Consider the following 19,641-nt stretch of genomic DNA (forward strand, 5'->3'; position numbering starts at 1 on the left):
CGGCCGTACGCCGGGGCGCCACGGTGGCGCGGGAGCGACCGGCCGGTACGCTCGGCGGCACCGCTCGGGCGGTCGTTGATGCCTGCCCACCCCGACGCTTCGACGAGAGGAGGCCTGAGGATGAACCCCTTGCAGCGCTTCGAGCACCGGCTCGAGACAGTGATCTCCGGTGTGTTCGCCCGGGCCTTCCGCAGCGCCGTGCAGCCCGTCGAGATCGCCGCCGCGCTCCAGCGCGAGTGCGACAACAACGCCCAGGTGCTCAGCCGGCAGCGCCGGCTGGTGCCCAACGACTTCCACGTCGAGCTGTCGGCCACCGACCTCGACCGCATCGTCGGCCTCGGTCGCGCGCTCGAGCAGGACCTTGTCGACCAGCTCCAGGACCACGCCGACGCGCAGGGCTACGTCTTCACCGGTCCGATCAGCATCGCCTTCGAGTCGGCCGACGACCTGACCACCGGCCGCTTCCGGATCCGGTCTAAGGCGCAGGCGAGCGTCACCGACAACGACCAGCGCACCCGGACCCGGTCCTCCCACGCCACCCTCGAGGTCAACGGCACCCGCCACCCGCTGCGACCCCCGGGGCTGGTCATCGGCCGCGGCACCGAGGCCGACCTGCGCATCAACGACCCCGGCGTCAGCCGGCGACACCTCGAGCTCGAGGTCAGCATCGACGGCGTCGAGGCCGTCGACCTCGGCTCGACCAACGGGATCCTGGTCGACGGCACCAAGGTCCCCCGCGCGCGGCTGCGCGACGGGTCGACGATCAAGATCGGGCACACCGAGATGACGGTCCGCATCGACGGCGGACGCGACGAGGCCGGGGGCTGGAATGTCTGAGCTGACGCTCTTCCTCATCCGCGTGGCGTTCCTGGCCATCCTCTGGATCTTCGTGCTGTCCGCGATCTCGGTGATCCGCTCCGACATGTTCGGCGCGCGGGTGCCCGAGACCGCACGCAACGGCGCACCTGCCCCGGGCCGCAAGAGCAAGGCCCCCAAGCCCAACAAGAAGCCCCGCCGCGGCGCCCCGACCCACCTGCTCGTGGTCGAGGGCGAGAACCCCGGCACCCGTGCCGAGCTCGCCGACGCGCCCCTCCTCATCGGCCGCGGCAGCGACGCGGCGATCAAGCTCGACGACGACTACGTCTCCACCCGCCACGCGCGCGTCGCGGCCAGCGGCGACGAGTGGTTCGTCGAGGACCTCGGCTCGACCAACGGCACCTACGTCGGCCCCGTCCGCATCACCCAGCCCACCACGATCGGCCTCGGCGTGCAGGTCCGCGTCGGCAAGACGATCCTGGAGCTGCGGAAGTGATGTACCTCCACTACTCCGCGATCTCCGACGTCGGCCGGGTGCGCCGCGAGAACCAGGACAGCGGCTACGCCGGTCCCTGGCTGCTGACGGTCTGCGACGGGGTGGGCGGCGCGGTCCGCGGCGACCTCGCCTCGAGCACCGCGGTGCAGGCGCTGCGCAAGCTCGACCAGGAGCCCGACGACGACATCCTGGGACAGCTCGCCGGCGCCGTGCACCGCGCCGACGACCGGATCGCCGAGCTGGTCGAGGAGGACCCGGCCCTCAACGGCACCTCGACGACGGCCACCGTGGCGCTCTTCGACGGCACCCGCTTCGGCGTCGGCCACATCGGCGACAGCCGCGCCTACCTCTACCGTCGCGGCGAGCTGCGCCAGCTGACCCACGACCACACCTTCGTGCAGTCGCTCATCGACGAGGGCCGCATCACCGAGGAGCAGTCGCGGACCCATCCGCACCGCAACCTCATCCTCAAGGCGCTCGACGGCATCCGCCACGAGGAGCCCGACCTCTTCGAGTTCCCCGCCGAGGTCGGCGACCGCGTCTTCCTCTGCAGCGACGGCGCCTGCGGCACCCTCACCCACGACCGGATGGCCGAGATCCTCGGCACCGGCACGCCCGACTTCGCCGCGGTCGAGCTCGTCCGAGCGAGCCTCGAGGCCGGCAGCACCGACAACGTCACCTGCATCGTCGCCGACGTCTCCGAGGAGGCGCCGCCCGAGGACCTGGCGCCCCTGCTCGTCGGCGCCGCCGCCGACCTGCCGCGGCGACTGCCGCTCGGCGGCGGGGTCGGTGGCCTCTTCCGCGGCCACCGCTCCGGCGACACCGGTGAGATCCCGCCCGTGCCGGACGACGTGCCCGCGGGCGCCTACGTCGCCGACCCGATCGACCCGGAGGCCGTCCGCTACGCCCCGCGCGACCCCGGCCGCTACTCGTGGCTGCGCCGCCTGCTGATCGCCCTCGTGCTGCTCGGCGTTGCCTGGGTGGTGCTGGCCGCCGGCTGGTCGTGGAGCCAGCAGCAGTTCTACGTCGCCGAGGAGGACGGCCGGATCACGATCTTCCGCGGCATCGACGCCCGCCTCCCCGGCATCTCCCTCTCCCACGCCTACGAGACCACCGACGTCGAGCTGACCCGCCTCAGCGACATCGACGCCGAGCAGGTCCGCGAGGGCATCGAGGCCGACGACCTGGAGGACGCGCGGCTGACCGTGGACAACTACGCCGCGCGCCAGGACGTCGACTGAGGGTGACGGACGGACGAGGATGACTCAGACCGGGACCCTGATGGGCTTCGTGCACCGGCGTCGCCGGGGCGCGGAGCTGTTCCTGCTCGTGCTCGCGCTCGCGGTGGGCATCGGCGCCTACGCGGCCGTCGGCCTCGGGGTGGAGGGCGTCGTGCCCGCCGACCTCGTCGGCTACGGCGGCTGGCTGACCGCGCTGATCGTGGCCGCCCACGTCACCGTACGCATCGTGGCGCCCTACGCCGACCCGGTCCTGCTGCCGCTGGTGGCCGCGCTCAACGGCCTCGGCCTCGCCGTGATCCGTCGCCTCGACCTGACCTACGAGGCCAACGGGCTCGACCAGCACACCTTCGCGCGCCAGCAGCTGATCTGGATGACGCTGGGCGTGGTCCTCTTCATCGTCACGCTGGCCCTGCTGCGCGACCACCGCGTGCTGCAGCGCTTCACCTACACCGCGGGCCTGCTCGGCATCCTGCTGCTGATCCTGCCCTTCCTGCCCCTCGTCGGCCGCGAGATCAACGGCGCCCGCATCTGGATCAACGTCGCCGGCTTCAGCTTCCAGCCGGGCGAGGTCGCCAAGGTGCTGCTGGTGATCGCGTTCTCCGGCTACCTCGTCCTGCACCGCGACGCCCTCGCCCTCGCCGGGCGCCGGGTCCTGTTCGTCGACCTGCCCCGCGGCCGCGACCTCGGGCCGATCCTGGCGATGTTCGGCGTCTCGATGATGATCCTGGTGCTGCAGAACGACCTGGGCTCCTCGCTGCTGTTCTTCGGCCTCTTCCTCGCGATGCTCTACGTCGCGACCGAGCGCCCCGGCTGGCTCGTCGTCGGCGGCCTGCTGTTCGGCGCCGGCGCGCTGGCGGCGTACACCTTCGTCGGCAACGTGCAGAACCGGTTCAACTTCTGGCTCGACCCCCTGGACTACTACGAGGCGTCGCCGGGCAGCTACCAGCTCGTCGAGGCGTTGTTCGGGCAGAGCTGGGGCGGTCTCATCGGCCGCGGGCTCGGCAACGGCTTCCCCGAGCGGGTGCCGTTCGCCTACTCCGACTTCATCGTCTCGACGATCGGTGAGGAGCTCGGCCTGACCGCCGTCATGGCGATCATCCTCTGCTACGGCCTGATCGTGGAGCGGGCGCTGCGCATCGCGCTGATCTCCCGTGACGGCTTCGGCAAGCTGCTGGCGGTCGGCCTCGGCGCCATCGTCGCCCTGCAGGTCTTCGTGGTCATCGGCGGCGTCACCGGGCTGATCCCGCTGACCGGCCTGACCACGCCGTTCCTGTCCTACGGCGGCTCGTCCCTCGTGGCCAACTGGGTCATCGTGGCGCTGCTGCTGCGCGTCTCCGACCAGGCCCGCCGTCCCGCGCCGCGCCTCGACCCCGTCGACGACGCCGGCGCCGACAGCGAGAGCACCCAGGTGGTGAAGCTCAGGTCATGAACAAGCCCATCCGCGTCGTCTCGGTCTTCTGCCTCGTCCTCTTCCTGGCCCTGCTCGTCAACGCGACCTACCTGATGTACGTCCGGGCGGACAGCCTGGCCGACGACCCCCGCAACCGGCGGATCATCACCGCGACGTTCTCCCGCGAGCGCGGCGCGATCCTCGTCGGCGACGAGGCGATCGCCCGCAGCGTGCCGTCCGACGACCAGTACAAGTTCCAGCGGACCTACTCCCAGCCGTTCAAGTACGCCCCGATCACCGGCTACTTCTCCTGGTTCAGCCAGACCGGCGTGGAGAGCTCGCAGAACGCTGTCCTGGCCGGTGACGACTCGCGCCTGTTCGTCACGCGCCTGGTCGACATGCTGAGCAACAGCGACCCCAAGGGCGGCAACGTCCAGCTCACCGTCGACGCCGCCGCGCAGGACGCCGCGTGGGAGGGCCTCGAGGCCCTGCCGGGCGATGCGCAGGGTGCCGTGGTGGCGCTCGAGCCGACGACCGGTCGGGTGCTCGCGATGGCCTCGACCCCGACGTTCGACCCCAACAAGCTCGCCTCGCACGACTTCGGCGCGGTCGCCGACCTCAGCAAGGAGCTCAACGCCGACCCGCGCGAGCCGCTCGTCAACCGCGCCATCGCCACCACGCTGCCCCCGGGGTCGACGTTCAAGCTGGTCACCGCCGCAGCCGCGATCGAGTCGGGCAACTACGACGCCGACTCGATGGTCCCCGGCGGCTACCGGTTCCAGCTCCCCCAGTCGACGACCAGCGTCCCCAACTACGACGGCGGCAACTGCGGTGGTCGCCGGATCACCCTGACCCAGGCGTTGCAGGTCTCGTGCAACGTCACGTTCCTCAGCCTCGCCAACGAGCTCGGCGTGGAAGCCATGGCCGACCAGGCCGAGAAGTTCGGCTTCAACGACACCTCCCTGGAGGACCTGGGCGGCCAGGCCGAGTCGCTCTACCCGCGCGACCTCGACCCGCCCCAGACCGCGCTGTCCGGCATCGGCCAGTCGAGCGTCACCGCGACGCCGCTGCAGATGGCGATGGTCGCCGCCGCCATCGCCAACGACGGCGACGTGATGCGCCCCTACGTCGTCGACGAGGTGCGCGCGCCCAACCTGTCGGTCCTCGACCGCACCGACCCGCAGAGCATCAGCAAGGCGATCTCGAGCACCACCGCCGACGAGCTGACCTCGATGATGGTCGCCACCGTCGACTCCGGCACCGCGACCCCGGCCCAGATCCCGGGCGTGCAGGTCGCCGGCAAGACCGGCACCGCCCAGTCGACCGCCGACCGGCCGCCCTATGCGTGGTTCGTCTCCTTCGCCCCGGCCGACGACCCGCAGGTCGCCGTCGCCGTCCTCGTGCAGTCGAGCGACACCTCCCGCTCCGAGATCGGCGGCGGACGCCTCGGCGGCCCGATCGCCAAGGCGGTCATGGAGGCGGTGATCAACCAGTGACCGCCCTCGCACCCGGCGGCCACGTCGACGACGCCCGCCGCTACGTCCTCGAGTCGCGCATCGCCACGGGCGGCATGGGCGAGGTGTGGTCGGCGCGCGACACCGTCCTCGACCGGCCGGTGGCGGTCAAGGTGCTCAAGCCCGAGTACGCCGACGACGCGCTGTTCCGCACCCGCTTCGAGACCGAGGCCCGCCATGCGGCGGCGCTGCACCACCCCGGCATCGCCTCGGTCTTCGACTATGGCCACGGCTCGCCGGTCGACGGCTCGACGACGCCGCGCCCCTACCTGGTCATGGAGCTCGTGGAGGGCCAGCCGCTCTCCGCGCTGCTGCGCCCCGGCGCGCCGCTCGATCCGGCCGTCACGCAGGACCTGCTCGCCCAGGCGGCCGACGCCCTCGGGGTCGCCCACGCCGCCGGCATCGTGCACCGCGACGTCAAGCCCGCCAACCTCCTCGTGACCCCCGACCGCCGGGTGAAGGTGACCGACTTCGGCATTGCCCGCGCGGCCGAGGGGATGGCCCTGACCCAGACGGGCGAGGTGATGGGCACACCGGCCTACATCTCCCCCGAGCAGGCCGAGGGCACCTCCGCCACCGCCGCGTCCGACGTCTACTCCCTGGCGGTGGTGGCCTTCGAGTGCCTCGCCGGCCGCAAGCCGTTCGTCGCCGACACCCCGGTCGCCACCGCGATCGCCCACCTGCGCAACCCGGTCCCCGAGCTCCCCGACTCCGTCCCGGCCGACCTCGCCGCCGTCGTACGCCGCGCGATGTCCAAGTCGCCGGAGGAGCGCTTCCCCGACGGGGCCGCCTTCGCCCGGGCGCTGCGCTCCCCCGCCTCGGTCGCCGGCGCCGCAGCGGCCACGGTGGTCGCTCAGGCGGTCGAGCCCGCCGGGTCCTCCACGCAGGTCATGCCGGCCGCGGCTCCCGCGCCCGCGCCCGCACCGGCCCCCGCCCCTGCGCCCGCCCGTCGTCGTACGACGCCGTGGCCCCTGCTGGTCGGCCTCGCGGCCGTGCTGCTCGCCGTGCTGCTCGCCGTCTGGCTGGGCACCCGCGACGACGAGCCCGCCGCCGACGGTGGCAGCACCCCGTCGCAGGGCGGCTCGCAGTCGCCGGCCGACAGCCCGACCCAGAGCCCGACACAGAGCCCCACCGAGACACCGACCGAGACGCCGACGGAGACGCCGACGGAGACCCCGAGCGAGACCCCCACGGAGACACCTACCGAGACGGAGCCGACCACGGTCGAGGTCGACCCGGCCGCCTACGTCGGGCGCGACCGCAAGGACGTCGAGAAGGAGCTGCGCGACCTCGGGCTCAAGCCCGAGGCGGTCGAGGTGGCCAACCCCGGTGACCAGCCGGACGGCATCGTGGTGTCGGTGGAGCCGAGCGGCACGCTGCAGGAGGGCGACCAGGTGACGGTCAGCTACTGGGCCAAGGTCCCGCCCGGCCAGCGACGAGACGAAGGGAGCGACCAGGGATGACGCAGCCGGAGCCGACGCTCATCGGCGGCCGCTACGAGCTCGGCGAGCTCCTGGGCCGAGGTGGCATGGCCGAGGTGCGCAAGGGCAAGGACCAGCGCCTCGGGCGCACGGTCGCGGTCAAGCGGCTGCGCACCGACCTCGCCAGCGACGCGACCTTCCAGGCCCGGTTCCGCCGCGAGGCCCAGTCGTCGGCGTCGCTCAACCACCCCGCGATCGTCTCGACCTACGACACGGGCGAGGAGATGGCCACCGACGGGTCCGGCGTCGCCCAGCCCTACATCGTCATGGAGTGCGTCGAGGGGCGCACGCTGCGCGACATCCTCCGCGAGGGCCGCAAGATCCTGCCCGAGCGCGCGCTCGAGATCACCGCCGGCGTGCTGTCGGCCCTCGACTACAGCCACCGCGCCGGGATCATCCACCGCGACATCAAGCCCGGCAACGTGATGCTCACGCCGTCGGGCGACGTCAAGGTGATGGACTTCGGCATCGCCCGCGCGATCTCCGACGCCTCGTCGACGATGACGCAGACCGCGGCCGTGGTCGGCACCGCGCAGTACCTCTCCCCCGAGCAGGCGCGCGGCGAGACCGTGGACTCGCGCTCCGACGTCTACTCCACCGGCTGCCTGCTCTACGAGCTGCTCACCGGCCGCCCGCCGTTCGTCGGCGACAGCCCGGTCGCGGTGGCGTACCAGCACGTGCGCGAACAGGCGGCGCCGCCGTCCGACCTCGACGACGAGCTCGACCCCGAGATCGACGCGATCGTGATGAAGTCGCTCGCCAAGCGCGTCGAGGACCGCTACCAGAGCGCCGCGGCGATGAAGGCCGACATCGAGCGCTACCTCGCCGGCCACCCGATCCAGGCACCCCCGCCGGTCCCGCCCCCCGAGGACGACTACGCGACCACCGTCGCGCCCGCCGCCACCTCGGCGGCCGCCGCAGCACCGCCGCCCCGCGACGACGAGCCGTCGCGCAGCCGCGCGGGCTGGTGGGTCCTCGCCGGGATCCTGGTCGTCGCGCTGCTCGCCGGCGGCGCCTACCTGCTCAACGGCATGCTCTTCGACGACGCGTCCGAGCGCACCGCCGTGCCCAACGTCGTCGGGCTCACCGAGGAGGAGGCCCGGCTCGCGATCGTGGACGACGGTTTCACGGTCGGCCGGGTGGACCGGGAGACGTCAGAGACCGTCGAGGCGGACCTCGTCATCGAGCAGCAGCCCAACCGCGACACCTTCCAGGACCCCGGGACGTCGATCAGCTTCGTCGTCTCGACCGGGAAGCCCGAGGTCGAGGTGCCGTTCGTCGTCGGCACGGCGCGCAAGGACGCCCGCGCGGCGATGCTGGCGCAGAACCTCAAGGTGCGCTTCCAGGAGCAGGACTCCGACGAGCCGCGCTACCAGGTCCTCAGCACCGACCCGGCGGCCGGCACGTCGGTGGCCGAGGACACCACCGTGACCATCGTGTTCTCCGACGGCCCCGAGAAGGTCCCCGACGTCCGCGGCCTGCAGCAGCGCGAGGCGGAGCGGGCCATCCGCGACGCGGGGTTCACGCCGGACGTCCGCACCGACGCCGCCTCCACCGAGCCGAAGGGCACGGTCGTCGACCAGATCCCGGCCGGCGGCACCGCCGACCAGGGCAGCACCGTGACCATCTTCGTCTCCGCCTTCGAGGAGCCGGTCGAGACGCCCACGGAGACCCCCACGGAGACGCCCACCACCGAGCCACCTCCGACGACCGAGCCGCCCCCCACCGAGCCGGCGCCGACCGAGCCGCCCCCCACCGAGCCGCCGCCGACCCCGCAGCGGCCGCAGCGCTGACCCGGAGCCGGGAGCGGCTCGTCAGGCGCCGGAATCGCTGCGCGGTGGCTCGGGGTGGTCACCGGATATCCGGTGACCACCCCGCTTACAGGTAGAGATCTCGGCCGACAAGTACCAGACCTGGGTGCAAAGTCTCGGCCCCCGACGCTCCCGTCGTGCCCGTCAGGCGCCGGTCACCCCGGCATCGGGGTCGCGTAGGTGAGGTCGAGCAGGCCGTCGTACGCCGGCGCGACGGCCGAGTCGAGACGTGCCATGTCCCACGAGACGCCGCCGCCGGGCAGCAGGGTGTAGTCGCGGTAGGTCGCCAGGATGGGGTCGGTGGTCAGCTCGGCCTCCATCGCCGCCTGGTCGCCGATGCCCACGATCACGTAGGGCGGCGAGTAGGGGATGCCGTGGAGGGTGACCTGGTTGCCCTCGCACTTGATGCCGGTCGTCGAGATCAGCCGCTGGCCCTGGATGGTGACCGCCTCGGCGCCGGCATTCCACATCGCGTTGGCCACCGCCTGGATGTCCTGCTGGTGCACCACGAGGTCGTTCGGGTCGCCCTGGTAGGCCAGCCGGGACTCCTCCGGTGCGTCGTCGAGGGAGACCTGCACCGCGGGGCCGGTCCGCTCGGTGAGCCCGGCAGGGTCGACGAGGGTCGCGATCTGGTCCTGCACGCGCCCGACGGACCGGTCGCCGAGCTCGGTGCTGAGCGACTCCACCTCGGCGTTGAGCTCCGCCACCCGTGCGGTGAGCTCGCCCGCCTCGTCACGCTCCGCGCGGACCACGGACGCCAGGTCAGTCAGTCGTCCACCACGCAGGTCGAAGCCGTCGCTCTGCTCCGCGCTCACGGCGAAGAGCGCCCCGATGAGCAGCACGACCACGGGAGTGGCCACGCGCCAGGCGCGACGACGCCCGGGGGACGAGTGGGACGGTTGACGCATGCCGACTACGCTAACCCCCCGTCGGGCACCGTACCGCCCGTGACCGGTGCCGTGAGCCCGCCGGGACCCTGAACAGCCAAGCCCCAGGAGCAGCAGTGTCGAAGTCCCCCACGATCACCTCCCCGGAGAAGACGTCGCTCTTCACCCCGAGGTTCCTGATCGCCCTGCTGCTCATGGCCGCCGGCATCGCCTGGCTCGTCTTCTACTACGTCCAGGGCCGCGGCAACCCGCTCGCGTTCCCCCCGGTCGACGGCAGCCCCAAGGCGGTGTCCGACCTCGGCGACTGGAACTACGCGATCGGCTTCGGCCTGCTCATGCTCGGCCTGATGATCTCCGCGCACCCCTCGACCCCCCTCGGCCGCGGCCGCGGAGTCGTGGTCGGCATGCTCGGCTGCTTCCTCATCGGCCTGCTGTGGATCTGCACCTTCTACGTGTTCTCCGACGACCTCTCCAAGCTGTGGGTGTTCAACGACCTCGGCCAGTGGAACCTCGTCGTCGGCATCGCCTTCATGGCGGTCGGCTTCAGCTTCGCGACCAAGTGGGAGTAGGTTCTCCCTCGGCCCGCTGACGCGGGTCGGACATCCGTCGCCTCGAGCGGTGGGTGAGGCGCCTTCCTGGGGAAGGGAAGGCGTCTCTCCCACCGCTCGAGTCCATTTCGAGCCCGCCCCGATCACGCCCCCGGTTGTCCCCATTGTGGACAAAGCCTGTGGACGAATTACAGGCGTGTAGTTATCCACACCTGTGTGCACACCTGTGGGTAAACGACGCAGCCCCCGCCACCGTCGTACGACGAGGGGCGGGGGCTGCGGCAGACGCGAGCGTCAGGCGTCAGGACAGGGCGGCGTCCCGTACGAGGGCGAGCGCCAGCAGGAGCACCAGGACGACGGCGAGACCGCTCCACTGCACGACGGAGCGCCGCGACTTCGGGGCGTAGGCGACGATCGCGGCGGCCAGGGCGCCGCCGACGAGGCCACCGAGGTGGCCCTGCCAGGAGATGAAGCGCCAGCCCACGACGGTGACGACGACGCCGAGGACGAGGTTCTGCACGAGCCACTGGGACTGGAGCCGGCCCTTGCGGACGACGACGAGCAGGGCGCCCAGCAGGCCGAAGATCGCGCCCGAGGCGCCGACCGTGGTCGAGTCGGGACTGGACAGGTACAGCACCAGCACCGACGACGCGAGTCCGGCGAGGAGATAGATGGCCAGGAACCGCGCCCGGCCGACGATGCCCTCGAGCACCGGACCGAAGATGAACAGGGCGAACATGTTCATCGCCAGGTGCCAGATCTCGATGTGCGTGAACACGCTCGTCATCAGCTGCCACCAGGCCCCGTCGGCAAAGCCGACCTTCCAGAAACCGTCGCCGTTGGGCAGGTTCTCGCACACCACCGACGACTGGATGCCGGGGTAGTACTGGGTCGGTGCTGACTCCGAACCACAGCTCCCAGTGGGAGCCAGGGCAAAGAGGTCGGCGATCTTCGAGAGCCGCCCGCCTGTCGCGGTGATCGCCAGCCAGATGACGGCGTTGATGCCGATGAGGACGAACGTCGTCAGCCGCGGGTCGGCGCTGCGCTCACCGCCGTACATGGCGCGGTTCTGGCGGGAGCCCTTGTTGGCCTGCTTGATGCAGTCGGGGCACTGGAAGCCCACCGCGGCGTCGCGCATGCAGTCGGGGCAGATCGGCTTGTCGCAGCGCTGGCAGCGGATCCAGGTCTCGCGGTCGGGGTGCCGGTAGCAGGTGGGCACCCCGGCCGCGGTCGGCTCCGCGGCCGTCCCCTCGGGCGGCTGGGTCATGGCTGGGTCACGGGTGTCGCGTCGCGGGTCTGCTGCGGGCCGGGTGGGTCAGCGCTCGATGGTGACCGACTCGATCACCACGGCGTCCTGCGGGCGGTCCATCGCACCGGTGGGCGTGGTGGCGATCGCGTCGACCACGTCGCGGCTGGCCTGGTCGGCCACCTCGCCGAAGATCGTGTGCTTGCGGTTGAGCCACGGGGTGGCGCCGACGGTGATGAAGAACTGGGAGCCGTTGGTGCCCGGGCCGGCGTTGGCCATCGCGAGCAGGTAGGGCTTGTCGAAGACGAGCTCGGGGTGGATCTCGTCCTTGAAGGTGTAGCCCGGGCCGCCGGTGCCGGTGCCGAGCGGGCAGCCGCCCTGGATCATGAAGCCGTCGATGACGCGGTGGAAGCCGAGGCCGTCGTAGTACCTCTCGCCCGAGCGGCCGGCGTCGTCGCGGTAGTCCTTGGTGCCCTCGGCGAGGCCGACGAAGTTGTCGACGGTCTCGGGCGCGTGGTGGGGGAACAGGTTGACGACGATGTCGCCCCGGTTGGTCTTGAAGGTCGCCTTGGGGTCGGCCATGGGAGTGCCTCTCAGCTGTGGGTCTGTCGTACGTCGGTGGTGGCGCGGCACGGCTGCCGTGCGCCTCGATCCTGCCACGCCGCGCCCACGCCCGAGCCAGGCAGGGCACCCGCGTGACGTCGTACGTCCCGCACACCCGGACGGGGCTGGCCGCGTCAGGGTGCCCGTGGTGAGATGGAGCAACAATCACTGAGGAGGTCACGCATGCCTTTCGGCCGCAAGAAGTCCCTGATGGACCGCGCCCACGACTATGTCGAGCAGGTCTCGGAGACCGTCGCCGACACCGTCATCCCGCAGCTGGAGTCGGCCTGGGAGCAGGCGGTGGAGAAGGCCGGGCCCGCGATCGCCGATGCCCGTGACAAGGCCCAGCCCTTGTTCGAGGAGGGCCGCACCCGCGCGACCGAGGCGGCCACCGCCGGCGCCGCCCTGGCTGCCGCCAAGAGCGCCGAGGCGCGCGAGAAGGCCGCCCCGGTGCTGGCCGAGGCCCGTGCCAACGCCGCCGACAAGGCCGCCGTCGCGGCCTCCCTCGCCGCCGAGCGTGCGGCCGAGGGACGCGACCTGGCCGCCGCCAAGGTCAACGAGCTGCGCGGCATCGAGCCCGAGCCCAAGGGCGGCAAGCTCAAGAAGCTGCTCCTGGTGACCGGCCTGCTCGCCATCGGCGGCTTCGTGTTCACCAAGCTCAAGGGCAAGCAGGACGCCGAGGCCAACTGGCAGTCGACCTACGTGCCGCCGGCCCCGCCCAAGCCCGCGCCGTCGACCCCCACGTCGACTGCCGCGACCCCGCCGCCCACGCCCGCCTCGCCGGCCACCACGTCGGCTGCGCCCGGCGGCGACCCGCTCACCGACCCGCTGCCCGAGGAGGTCACGGCCGACGACGTCGTGACCGCCGAGCCGCCGGCCACCGACGACATCGGTGGTGGCGCCCCGGGCGAGGCGATCAGCGACGCCGTCGAGGAGGCGCACCCGCCGACCGACCCCGACGCCCCCGCCGAGGTCATCGACATCGACGACGCGACGCGCAAGGGCTGAGCAGCACCCGCACCACGCCAGCACCGCGCACCGGGCGGTGCGTGAAGGGGATCTCGGAGACACGGAACCCTCCTCACGCACCGCCCGTCTGCGTGTCCGGTACGACGCGCCCGGGCGGCGGTGTCCCAGGAGAAATCGGGCGTCCCGAAAGCCCCCTCACGCACCGCCCCGGGGCCGGGCCGCCACCGCTCCACCGTGCCACCGGGCGGGGAGCGACCTCAGGGCACCTCGAGGCGGTTGTCCTCGATCCAGTCGTCGATCCGCTCCCACCACTCGAAGAGCCACTCGATGCGCTCCTCCCGGTCGGCCGGGATCTCCTCACGCGCGACCCGCCACCAGCGCATGGTGATCTGCTTGTCCATCGGCAGCTCGCGCCACAGGTCGCCGACGGTCAGCAGGTGGTCGAGGCCGGTGTGGGCGACCATCAGCACGTCGGCCTCGGGTGCCGCGTCGAGCGCCGCCAGTACGCCGCCGGGGCGCGGCGCCAGCACGTGGATCATCTCCTCCGCGCGCACCGCCATCCGCTCCAGGCCGAGCTTGCGGAGCCGGGCGATCGCCCGGTCGCGCCGCGCGGCGGTGAAGTTGCCGCCCTCGGGGAAGATCACGAAGGCGTCGTTGACGTCGAGGTCGGTGGCGAGCGACGCGATGTGCGACTCCAGGTCCTCACCGGCCGCCGGGTTGGGGGAGATGAAGCGCGCCGGCACCCGGTTGAGGATGACGTCGATCGCGGGGTCCCACGCCAGGGTGTTCTTGAGGACGACCCGCGGCTCGCGGTGGTACCAGTGCAGCAGCGCATACATCAGCACGAACGAGTCGCCCGGTCCCGCGTGGCGGCACATCACCAGCACCGGCCCGTCCGGCCACCGCGACGGCTGCGGCCCGTCGGTGCGGATGCGCAGCGCCAGCACCCGCCGCGCCTCGCGGAAGAACGCGATCAGGGTGCCCTGCACCAGGTCGTAGTGGATGCCGGCGAAGTAGGGCGAGCGGATCCGCCAGCCGAAGCCGCTGGCCAGCCACAGGCCGAGCAGCACCGCCAGCAGCAGCGTCTCGAAGGTGGCGTACAGCAGGACCAGCCACAGCACGCGCAACGCACGCCACCGCCCGGGCAGCACCGGCGACAGCGCCGCCGCGACGAGCAGCCAGCCGGGCAGGGTGAGCCACATCAACACCGTCAGGCCCACCACCGCCGGAGCCACGACCAGCCGCCGCAGGACCCAGACGAGCGGGCGGCTCATGCCCGGCCGAGCGCGTCGTCGAGGAAGTCGCGGGAAGCGGCGTACGTCGCGTCGATGCGGGCCTGGACGCCGGAGAAGTCGCGGTGGGAGAGCAGCGAGTCGTCGCGTGGCGACGTGCCGGCAGCCGGCAGCACGTGGGCCTCCACGCCGTCGGGGATCGTGGCCATGTCGCGCATGAAGCGGTGGCGGCGGGCGACCTCGAAGCTCACCCGGGCGACCTCCCACGGCCGGGTCGGCACCTTGAGCGGTCGGTCGATGCGCCCGACCTGCAGCACGAAGACGCGGGTGGCGCCGAGCTCGACGGCCCGCCCCACGGGGATCGAGTTGACCAGCCCGCCGTCGAGGAAGTGCTCCCCGTCGACCTCTGCCGGCGGGAGCAGGCCGGGCACGGCGGCGCTGGCGAGGATGGCGGGCACGATGGGGCCCTCGGTGAACCAGTGCTCGGCGGCGCGCTCGATGCTCGCCGCGCACACCTCGAGCCGCACGGGCAGGTCCTCGAACCGGGCGTCGCCGAGCTCGGCCTCGAGGCGGGCCCGCAGCGGCGCGGAGGAGTAGATGTGGGTGCCGGTCGACACGGCCCGCCGCACCGTGCGCAGCGGGCGGTCGCCGTAGACGTCACGGCCCTGCGCGGTGGCCGCCCACAGCTCGGTGAGCCGGTCCACCACCTCGAGCTCGGGCTGCCGGGCGACCAGCGCGCCGTTGAGCGCGCCGACGCTCGTGCCGAGGACGAGGTCCGGGACGATGTCGCGCTCCAGCAGGGCCCGGAGCATGCCGACCTCGACCGCGCCCAGCACCCCACCTCCGCCGAGCACGAACGCGGTGGTCATGGGGGGAGCGTAGTCAGGTCCGGACGAGCGCGGGGTGCTCGGCGCGTACGCGCTTGGTCGCGCGGTGCTCCGCCCAGAAGGAGACCACCGGGATGGTGCCGCAGACGAGGGTCACGAGGGTGAAGGGGAAGTCCCATCCGGCGCGACGCGACAGCAGGAACGCGCTGAAGAGGAAGATCATGTAGAGCCAGCCGTGCGCGACGCCGAGGTAGGTCGTGATCAGCTCACCGGCGTGCTGGGCGTCGGAGCCGGTCGAGACCCACGTCGGCGTGCTGTCGAAGACGCCCCACATCGGGGAGCCGTCGAAGTTGGCCAGCGGGACGCCGACCAGGCAGAGCACCACGAGCAGGACGCCCACGATGGAGGCCATGACGCGGTAGGCGGTGAGGGTGCGGGACACGGCGGCCAAGATATCCGGCGCCACCTATCCGGCAGTCGGCGAGGGCAGCTCGGGGGCGGTGGCGTCGCGCCGCCAGCGCCACCAGATGAAGGCGGCGAACGCCCCGAAGACCCACCACTCGACGGCGTAGAGCAGGTTGCGAATGCCGGTCGAGCGGCTCGGGGTGGGCAGCGACGCCAGCTCGGCCTGCTCCAGCCCGGGGCCGGCGTCCTGGCTGATGACGTACGCCGACCAGAGGTCCACGTCGACGCGCTGCACGGCGTCGGCGACACGGATCTCGGGGAAGACGTCGTCGGAAGGGTCGTCGTCGACGACCAGCGTGCCCTCCGGGGGCTGCAGCCAGCCGGTCACCTCCGCCTCGCCCGCCACGGCGAGCAGGTCGGCGTCGGGCTCGGGCGCCCAGCCGCGTACGACGAGCACCGCCGCGTCACCCGTCTGCAGCGGGGCGACCGCCCAGAAGCCCGGCTCGTCCCCGCGGTCGCGGTCGGCGACCCAGAAGCCGCCGTCGAGCCACTCGCCGGACGCCTCGACGGGACGGCCCAGGTCGGGGGCGGGGAACGGGTCGTCGTTGCCCATCACCTCGTCGAGCGGCACGGGCGCGATGCCGGTGAGGTCGCGCGCCTCGGCCTCGCGCGACGCCTGCCAGGCGTCGTACTGCCACTTCCCCAGCATGCCCGCGACCCCGACCAGCACGAGCGCCAGGACCGCTGCGCCGAGGTCGGTCAGCAGGCCGGGTCGGCGGGGCGCGGTCACGGCCTCGATTGTCCCAGCCGGCCGGTCACCGACCGCCGGCGGCCGGGAGCTCGTCCCTCCTGCGCGTGAGGTACGCCATCTCGGCGGTGTTGCCGGAGAGGTCGATCGCCCGGTCGTAGGCCGCCCGCGCCTCCGCGCTGCGGCCCAGGCGGCGCAGCAGGTCGGCCCGGGTCGCGTGGAACGCGTGGTAGCCGGCGAGGGGAGCGGCGAGGGCCTCGACCTGGGCGAGGCCGACGTGGGGGCCGTCGAGCTCGGCGACCGCGATCGCGCGGTTGAGCGCCACGACCGGCGAGGGGTCGAGACGGGCCAGCTGGTCGTAGAGCGCGACGACCTGCGACCAGTCCGTGTCACGGGCGTCGGCGGCGTCGGTGTGGACGGCGTTGATCGCGGCCAGCAGCTGGTAGCGGCCCGGTGGCCGCCCGGTCGCGAGCCGCTCGCGCACCAGCGCGTGCCCCTCGGCGACCAGGTCGCGGTCCCACGCGCCCCGGTCCTGCCGGTTGAGGGTGACCAGCTCCCCCGTCGCGGACACCCGTGCCGTGCGTCGCGCCTCGGTGAGCACCATCAGGGCGAGCAGGCCGACCACCTCGCCGTCGTCCGGCAGCAGCTCGCGCACCAGGCGCACGAGACGGATCGCCTCACCCGTGAGGTCGGCACGCACCGGGTCGGTGTCGCCACCGCTGGCCAGGTAGCCCTCGTTGAAGACGAGGTAGAGCACGGTGAGCACGCCGTCGATGCGTGCCGGGAGGTCGGCCGCGTCGGGGACGCGCCACGGGACGCGGGCGGCCTTGATCTTCGCCTTCGCGCGGGTGATCCGCTGCGCCATGGTGGTCTCCTGCACCAGGAACGCGTGCGCGATCTCGGCCACCGTGAGGCCGCCGACCATGCGCAGGGTGAGCGCGATGCGCGCCTCCATGGCGAGCGCCGGGTGCGCGCACGTGAAGAGCAGCCGGAGTCGTTCGTCCTCGACCGGCCCGGTCGGCTCTGGTGGTCCCGCGATCTGCTCGCTGAGCATGTGGGCCTGCCTCTGCTTGGCGTCGCGCCGGCTCTCGCGGCGTACGCGGTCGAGCGCCTTGTTGCCCGCGGTGGTGGTCAGCCAGGCACCCGGGTTGGGCGGTGGGCCGTCGGCGCGCCACCGCTCGACGGCGGTGGCGAACGCCTCGGCGGTGGCGTCCTCGGCGACGTCGAGGTCGCCGAAGCGTCGGGCGACGGTGGCCACGACCCGGGCCCACTCGTCGCGGTGGACCCGGGCCAGGACCTCGTCGAGCCCGGGGTCGGCCACCGGCTCAGGCGATCCCGTCGAAGGGACGCACCTCGATCTTGCGGTGGCACGCCCGGGACGCGTCGGCGGACAGCGCGAGGGCGACGTCGAGGTCGTCGGCCTCGACCACCCAGAAGCCGGCGAGGTACTCCTTCGACTCCACGAAGGGCCCGTCGCTGAAGACGGGCTGGTCGCCGCGGCTGTCGGTGACCGTCGCGTGGTCCGGGGACGTGAGGCCGCCGCCGAACACCCAGCGCCCCTCGGACTTGAGGCGGTCGTTGAAGGCGTCGATCGCGCCGGGTGCCGAGTCGTCGGCGGGGTTGTCGGTGTCTCCGATGACGGTGAAGAGGTAGTGCATGTCAGCTCATCTCCAGCGGTCTGGGCCACCCCCTGCGGGCGGCTCCTCACCCCTACTACGAACGCGCTGACCTCGATACGACACCGTCGCGGGACGAATTTCCAGTGCCGCCCGTTCCTGTCCTGCTGCGACCTCAGGCGGAGGCGAGGGCGAGCTTGACCGCGAAGCCGACGAACACCGCGCCCACCGCGGAGGTGGCGGTGGCGGACAACGCCTGGCGGCGCCGGAAGGCGTCGGCGAGCCGGGTGCCGGCGAAGATCAGCACGCTGAGGTACGCCGCGCTGGCCAGGGTCGCGAGCGTCCCGAGGGCGAGGAACGAGACGACGGGGTGGGCGTAGGCCGGGTCGACGAACTGCACGAAGAAGGCGACGAAGAAGAGGATCGCCTTGGGGTTGAGCAGGCTGATCACCAGCGCGCGCCGATAGGGCCGTTCGCCCCGGGACCGTGGCTCGACGCCGGCCTCGACGGCCGCGTCGGCGATCTGCTCGGCGACGGTCAGGCGCGAGCGCCACATGCCCCACGCCGCCCGCAGCATCCCGATCGCGAGCCAGAGGAGGTACGACGCCCCGGCCCACTTCACGACCGCGAACGCCGCCTCGTTGGCCTGGAGCAGCGAGGCGACCCCGGCCGCGGACAGGGTCATCAGCACCGCGTCGCCCGTCCACACGCCCGCCGCGCCGGCGTACCCGCTTCTGACCCCGCGCCGCGCGGCGACGGAGAGGACGTAGAGCGAGTTCGGGCCCGGCAGCAGGATGATCAGGACGAGGCCGACGAGGTAGGTCGGGAGGTCGGTGATGCCCAGCACGCGACCAGTGTGCGGCCAGCCGAGGGCTGTCCGGGGCCGATTTCGAGGGGTGGGCCGCTTGTCGGCGCGGTGCGGGCCCGGGGACCCGGGCAGTGGGGCCATTCGCCCCTGCGACAGGAACGGACGCGCTGGTTGAGTGGGGATGGAGACGGCAGGGCCAGAGCCAGGAGGCCCGGTGGCGGATCCGGGGGGTTCTCGCCCATGAGGCTGTGTGCCAGTCCTGCCGTCTCCCCAATCCAACACATCAGTGGCTCCGTCGTGCGTCGCTCGCGCGACGGGCCGAACCACGAGGGGGACGGCATGGTGCCGGGACGCAGCGCGCAGCAGACGACATGGGGGATCGAGATCCGGTTCGCCGACACGGGGGTGTCGCCGGACTACCTGGTGCAGGTCGTCGACCACGACGGGCGCGACCAGGCCTGACGCTCCGGCGCGCCTCGGCGCGCTGACGCACGGATCGGGGGGTCCGATGGAGAGGATCATGTGGCTCGTCCTGGGCGGCGTGGCCTTCGTCGCCGCCCTGCGTGCCGGTCGGAGTCGTCGCGCGCGCCTGGTGGGCCGGTGGGCGATCGGCATCCTCTTCATCGCCTTCGGTGCCGCCGTCAACGCGATCTACCTGGTGTGGCAGCCCGACTACTACACCGACTTCGCCGACCCGTCCCCGTTCGCGTTCGTCCGGGACACCTGGGCCTCGCTGGTGGTCCCGCACGTCGAGCTCCTCATCGCGCTGCTGGTCGTCGCCGAGGCCGCGGCCGGCGCCCTGGTGCTCAGCGGCGGGCGCCTGACCCAGATCGGGCTCGGCGCCCTCATCGGGTTCCACGTCGGGCAGCTGGCCTTCGGAGGCGTCCTGTGGATCTGGGCGCCCCTCATGATCGTGACGCTCGGGCTGCTCCTGCGAGCCGAACGACGCGCCGCCACCACGTCGACCCGTACGCCGTCGGCGACGCCAGCGCCCGCGTGAGGC

At 72.5% G+C, this 19,641-nt stretch carries 21 protein-coding genes; 11 read left to right on the forward strand and 10 right to left on the reverse strand.

Features of this window, described 5'->3' with window-relative positions:
* The first annotated feature begins 120 nt into the window (after positions 1-120).
* Genes NCI01_RS00635 through pknB form a run of 7 tightly spaced genes read left to right on the forward strand, consistent with a single transcriptional unit; the run spans position 121 to position 8,731 of the window.
* Positions 121-837: an FHA domain-containing protein gene (locus NCI01_RS00635; RefSeq protein ID WP_254179534.1), complete on the forward strand. Its 717-nt coding sequence runs from the start codon at positions 121-123 to the stop codon at positions 835-837.
* Positions 830-1,312 carry an FHA domain-containing protein FhaB/FipA gene (locus NCI01_RS00640; RefSeq protein WP_254179535.1) on the forward strand — a complete coding sequence of 161 codons (483 nt, stop codon included), beginning with the start codon at positions 830-832 and terminating at the stop codon, positions 1,310-1,312. The genes NCI01_RS00635 and NCI01_RS00640 overlap by 8 nt, the downstream gene beginning before the upstream one ends.
* Positions 1,312-2,553: a PP2C family protein-serine/threonine phosphatase gene (locus tag NCI01_RS00645; RefSeq protein WP_254179536.1), complete on the forward strand. Its 1,242-nt coding sequence runs from the start codon at positions 1,312-1,314 to the stop codon at positions 2,551-2,553. The genes NCI01_RS00640 and NCI01_RS00645 overlap by 1 nt, the downstream gene beginning before the upstream one ends.
* Before the next feature lie 19 nt (positions 2,554-2,572).
* The gene (locus NCI01_RS00650) at positions 2,573-3,982 is read left to right on the forward strand and encodes an FtsW/RodA/SpoVE family cell cycle protein (protein ID WP_254179537.1); all 1,410 of its coding nucleotides are present in this window, start codon (positions 2,573-2,575) and stop codon (positions 3,980-3,982) included.
* Positions 3,979-5,439, forward strand: coding sequence for a peptidoglycan D,D-transpeptidase FtsI family protein (locus NCI01_RS00655; protein WP_254179538.1), 1,461 nt, complete (start codon positions 3,979-3,981; stop codon positions 5,437-5,439). The genes NCI01_RS00650 and NCI01_RS00655 overlap by 4 nt, the downstream gene beginning before the upstream one ends.
* Positions 5,436-6,920, forward strand: a complete 1,485-nt coding sequence (locus NCI01_RS22495; RefSeq protein ID WP_254179539.1) for a serine/threonine protein kinase — start codon at positions 5,436-5,438, stop codon at positions 6,918-6,920. The genes NCI01_RS00655 and NCI01_RS22495 overlap by 4 nt, the downstream gene beginning before the upstream one ends.
* Positions 6,917-8,731 (forward strand): Stk1 family PASTA domain-containing Ser/Thr kinase, encoded by a 1,815-nt coding sequence (gene pknB / locus NCI01_RS00665; RefSeq protein ID WP_254179540.1) that lies wholly within the window; start codon positions 6,917-6,919, stop codon positions 8,729-8,731. Before NCI01_RS22495 ends, pknB begins: the two co-directional genes overlap by 4 nt.
* A 173-nt stretch (positions 8,732-8,904) precedes the next feature.
* Here pknB and NCI01_RS00670 read toward each other — a convergent pair whose 3' ends face one another.
* Positions 8,905-9,657 carry a DUF881 domain-containing protein gene (locus NCI01_RS00670; protein ID WP_254179541.1) on the reverse strand — a complete coding sequence of 251 codons (753 nt, stop codon included), beginning with the start codon at positions 9,655-9,657 and terminating at the stop codon, positions 8,905-8,907.
* A gap of 95 nt (positions 9,658-9,752) precedes the next feature.
* Between NCI01_RS00670 and NCI01_RS00675 the strand changes: the two genes are divergently transcribed.
* Entirely contained in the window at positions 9,753-10,205 is a 453-nt protein-coding gene (locus tag NCI01_RS00675; RefSeq protein WP_254179542.1) for a cell division protein CrgA, read from the forward strand.
* Positions 10,206-10,485: 280 nt separating this feature from the next.
* On the opposite strand, the gene NCI01_RS00680 is transcribed toward NCI01_RS00675, so the two are convergent.
* Complete coding sequence (locus tag NCI01_RS00680; protein WP_254179543.1) at positions 10,486-11,451, reverse strand: rhomboid family intramembrane serine protease; 966 nt, start codon at positions 11,449-11,451, stop codon at positions 10,486-10,488.
* A 48-nt stretch (positions 11,452-11,499) separates the two neighbouring features.
* Positions 11,500-12,012 carry a peptidylprolyl isomerase gene (locus NCI01_RS00685; protein WP_254179544.1) on the reverse strand — a complete coding sequence of 171 codons (513 nt, stop codon included), beginning with the start codon at positions 12,010-12,012 and terminating at the stop codon, positions 11,500-11,502.
* Between the two features lie 204 nt (positions 12,013-12,216).
* Between NCI01_RS00685 and NCI01_RS00690 the strand changes: the two genes are divergently transcribed.
* Positions 12,217-13,041, forward strand: a complete 825-nt coding sequence (locus NCI01_RS00690) for a hypothetical protein (protein WP_254179545.1) — start codon at positions 12,217-12,219, stop codon at positions 13,039-13,041.
* A 218-nt stretch (positions 13,042-13,259) separates the two neighbouring features.
* On the opposite strand, the gene NCI01_RS00695 is transcribed toward NCI01_RS00690, so the two are convergent.
* The 7 genes from NCI01_RS00695 to leuE all read right to left on the reverse strand — a co-directional run bounded on the left by NCI01_RS00695 (position 13,260) and on the right by leuE (position 18,677).
* Positions 13,260-14,276, reverse strand: coding sequence for a 1-acyl-sn-glycerol-3-phosphate acyltransferase (locus NCI01_RS00695; RefSeq protein ID WP_254179546.1), 1,017 nt, complete (start codon positions 14,274-14,276; stop codon positions 13,260-13,262).
* Positions 14,273-15,103, reverse strand: a complete 831-nt coding sequence (locus tag NCI01_RS00700) for a patatin-like phospholipase family protein (protein ID WP_254179547.1) — start codon at positions 15,101-15,103, stop codon at positions 14,273-14,275. Before NCI01_RS00700 ends, NCI01_RS00695 begins: the two co-directional genes overlap by 4 nt.
* A 13-nt stretch (positions 15,104-15,116) precedes the next feature.
* Entirely contained in the window at positions 15,117-15,503 is a 387-nt protein-coding gene (locus NCI01_RS00705; protein WP_254179548.1) for a DUF3817 domain-containing protein, read from the reverse strand.
* Between the two features lie 24 nt (positions 15,504-15,527).
* Positions 15,528-16,256 (reverse strand): SURF1 family protein, encoded by a 729-nt coding sequence (locus tag NCI01_RS00710; protein ID WP_254179549.1) that lies wholly within the window; start codon positions 16,254-16,256, stop codon positions 15,528-15,530.
* Between the two features lie 25 nt (positions 16,257-16,281).
* Positions 16,282-17,535, reverse strand: a complete 1,254-nt coding sequence (locus tag NCI01_RS00715; RefSeq protein WP_254179550.1) for an RNA polymerase sigma factor — start codon at positions 17,533-17,535, stop codon at positions 16,282-16,284.
* Positions 17,536-17,539: 4 nt separating this feature from the next.
* On the reverse strand, positions 17,540-17,872 hold the full coding sequence (locus tag NCI01_RS00720; protein WP_254179551.1) for a YciI family protein: 333 nt from the start codon (positions 17,870-17,872) through the stop codon (positions 17,540-17,542).
* A gap of 133 nt (positions 17,873-18,005) precedes the next feature.
* Positions 18,006-18,677: a leucine efflux protein LeuE gene (leuE, locus tag NCI01_RS00725; RefSeq protein WP_254179552.1), complete on the reverse strand. Its 672-nt coding sequence runs from the start codon at positions 18,675-18,677 to the stop codon at positions 18,006-18,008.
* A 300-nt stretch (positions 18,678-18,977) separates the two neighbouring features.
* On the opposite strand from leuE, the gene NCI01_RS21900 reads away from it, so the two are divergent.
* Entirely contained in the window at positions 18,978-19,100 is a 123-nt protein-coding gene (locus NCI01_RS21900) for a hypothetical protein (protein WP_302181418.1), read from the forward strand.
* 46 nt (positions 19,101-19,146) lie between these two features.
* Positions 19,147-19,638 (forward strand): hypothetical protein, encoded by a 492-nt coding sequence (locus tag NCI01_RS00730; protein WP_254179553.1) that lies wholly within the window; start codon positions 19,147-19,149, stop codon positions 19,636-19,638.
* The last annotated feature ends 3 nt before the right edge of the window (positions 19,639-19,641 follow it).

It is taken from the genome of Nocardioides pinisoli (assembly GCF_024199985.1).
GTDB classification, from domain to species: Bacteria; Actinomycetota; Actinomycetes; order Propionibacteriales; family Nocardioidaceae; genus Nocardioides; species Nocardioides pinisoli.

What these genes read in the sequence shown, in the direction of transcription:
- NCI01_RS00680 (WP_254179543.1), bottom strand. Translation starts at nt 11,451, where the DNA reads ATGACCCAGCCGCCCGAGGGGACGGCCGCGGAGCCGACCGCGGCCGGG.
- NCI01_RS00690 (WP_254179545.1), top strand. Translation starts at nt 12,217, where the DNA reads ATGCCTTTCGGCCGCAAGAAGTCCCTGATGGACCGCGCCCACGACTAT.
- pknB (WP_254179540.1), top strand. Translation starts at nt 6,917, where the DNA reads ATGACGCAGCCGGAGCCGACGCTCATCGGCGGCCGCTACGAGCTCGGC.
- NCI01_RS00645 (WP_254179536.1), top strand. Translation starts at nt 1,312, where the DNA reads ATGTACCTCCACTACTCCGCGATCTCCGACGTCGGCCGGGTGCGCCGC.
- NCI01_RS00730 (WP_254179553.1), top strand. Translation starts at nt 19,147, where the DNA reads ATGGAGAGGATCATGTGGCTCGTCCTGGGCGGCGTGGCCTTCGTCGCC.
- NCI01_RS00635 (WP_254179534.1), top strand. Translation starts at nt 121, where the DNA reads ATGAACCCCTTGCAGCGCTTCGAGCACCGGCTCGAGACAGTGATCTCC.
- NCI01_RS00650 (WP_254179537.1), top strand. Translation starts at nt 2,573, where the DNA reads ATGACTCAGACCGGGACCCTGATGGGCTTCGTGCACCGGCGTCGCCGG.
- NCI01_RS21900 (WP_302181418.1), top strand. Translation starts at nt 18,978, where the DNA reads ATGGTGCCGGGACGCAGCGCGCAGCAGACGACATGGGGGATCGAGATC.
- NCI01_RS00655 (WP_254179538.1), top strand. Translation starts at nt 3,979, where the DNA reads ATGAACAAGCCCATCCGCGTCGTCTCGGTCTTCTGCCTCGTCCTCTTC.
- NCI01_RS00695 (WP_254179546.1), bottom strand. Translation starts at nt 14,276, where the DNA reads ATGAGCCGCCCGCTCGTCTGGGTCCTGCGGCGGCTGGTCGTGGCTCCG.
- NCI01_RS00720 (WP_254179551.1), bottom strand. Translation starts at nt 17,872, where the DNA reads ATGCACTACCTCTTCACCGTCATCGGAGACACCGACAACCCCGCCGAC.
- NCI01_RS00685 (WP_254179544.1), bottom strand. Translation starts at nt 12,012, where the DNA reads ATGGCCGACCCCAAGGCGACCTTCAAGACCAACCGGGGCGACATCGTC.
- NCI01_RS00700 (WP_254179547.1), bottom strand. Translation starts at nt 15,103, where the DNA reads ATGACCACCGCGTTCGTGCTCGGCGGAGGTGGGGTGCTGGGCGCGGTC.
- NCI01_RS00640 (WP_254179535.1), top strand. Translation starts at nt 830, where the DNA reads ATGTCTGAGCTGACGCTCTTCCTCATCCGCGTGGCGTTCCTGGCCATC.
- NCI01_RS00670 (WP_254179541.1), bottom strand. Translation starts at nt 9,657, where the DNA reads ATGCGTCAACCGTCCCACTCGTCCCCCGGGCGTCGTCGCGCCTGGCGC.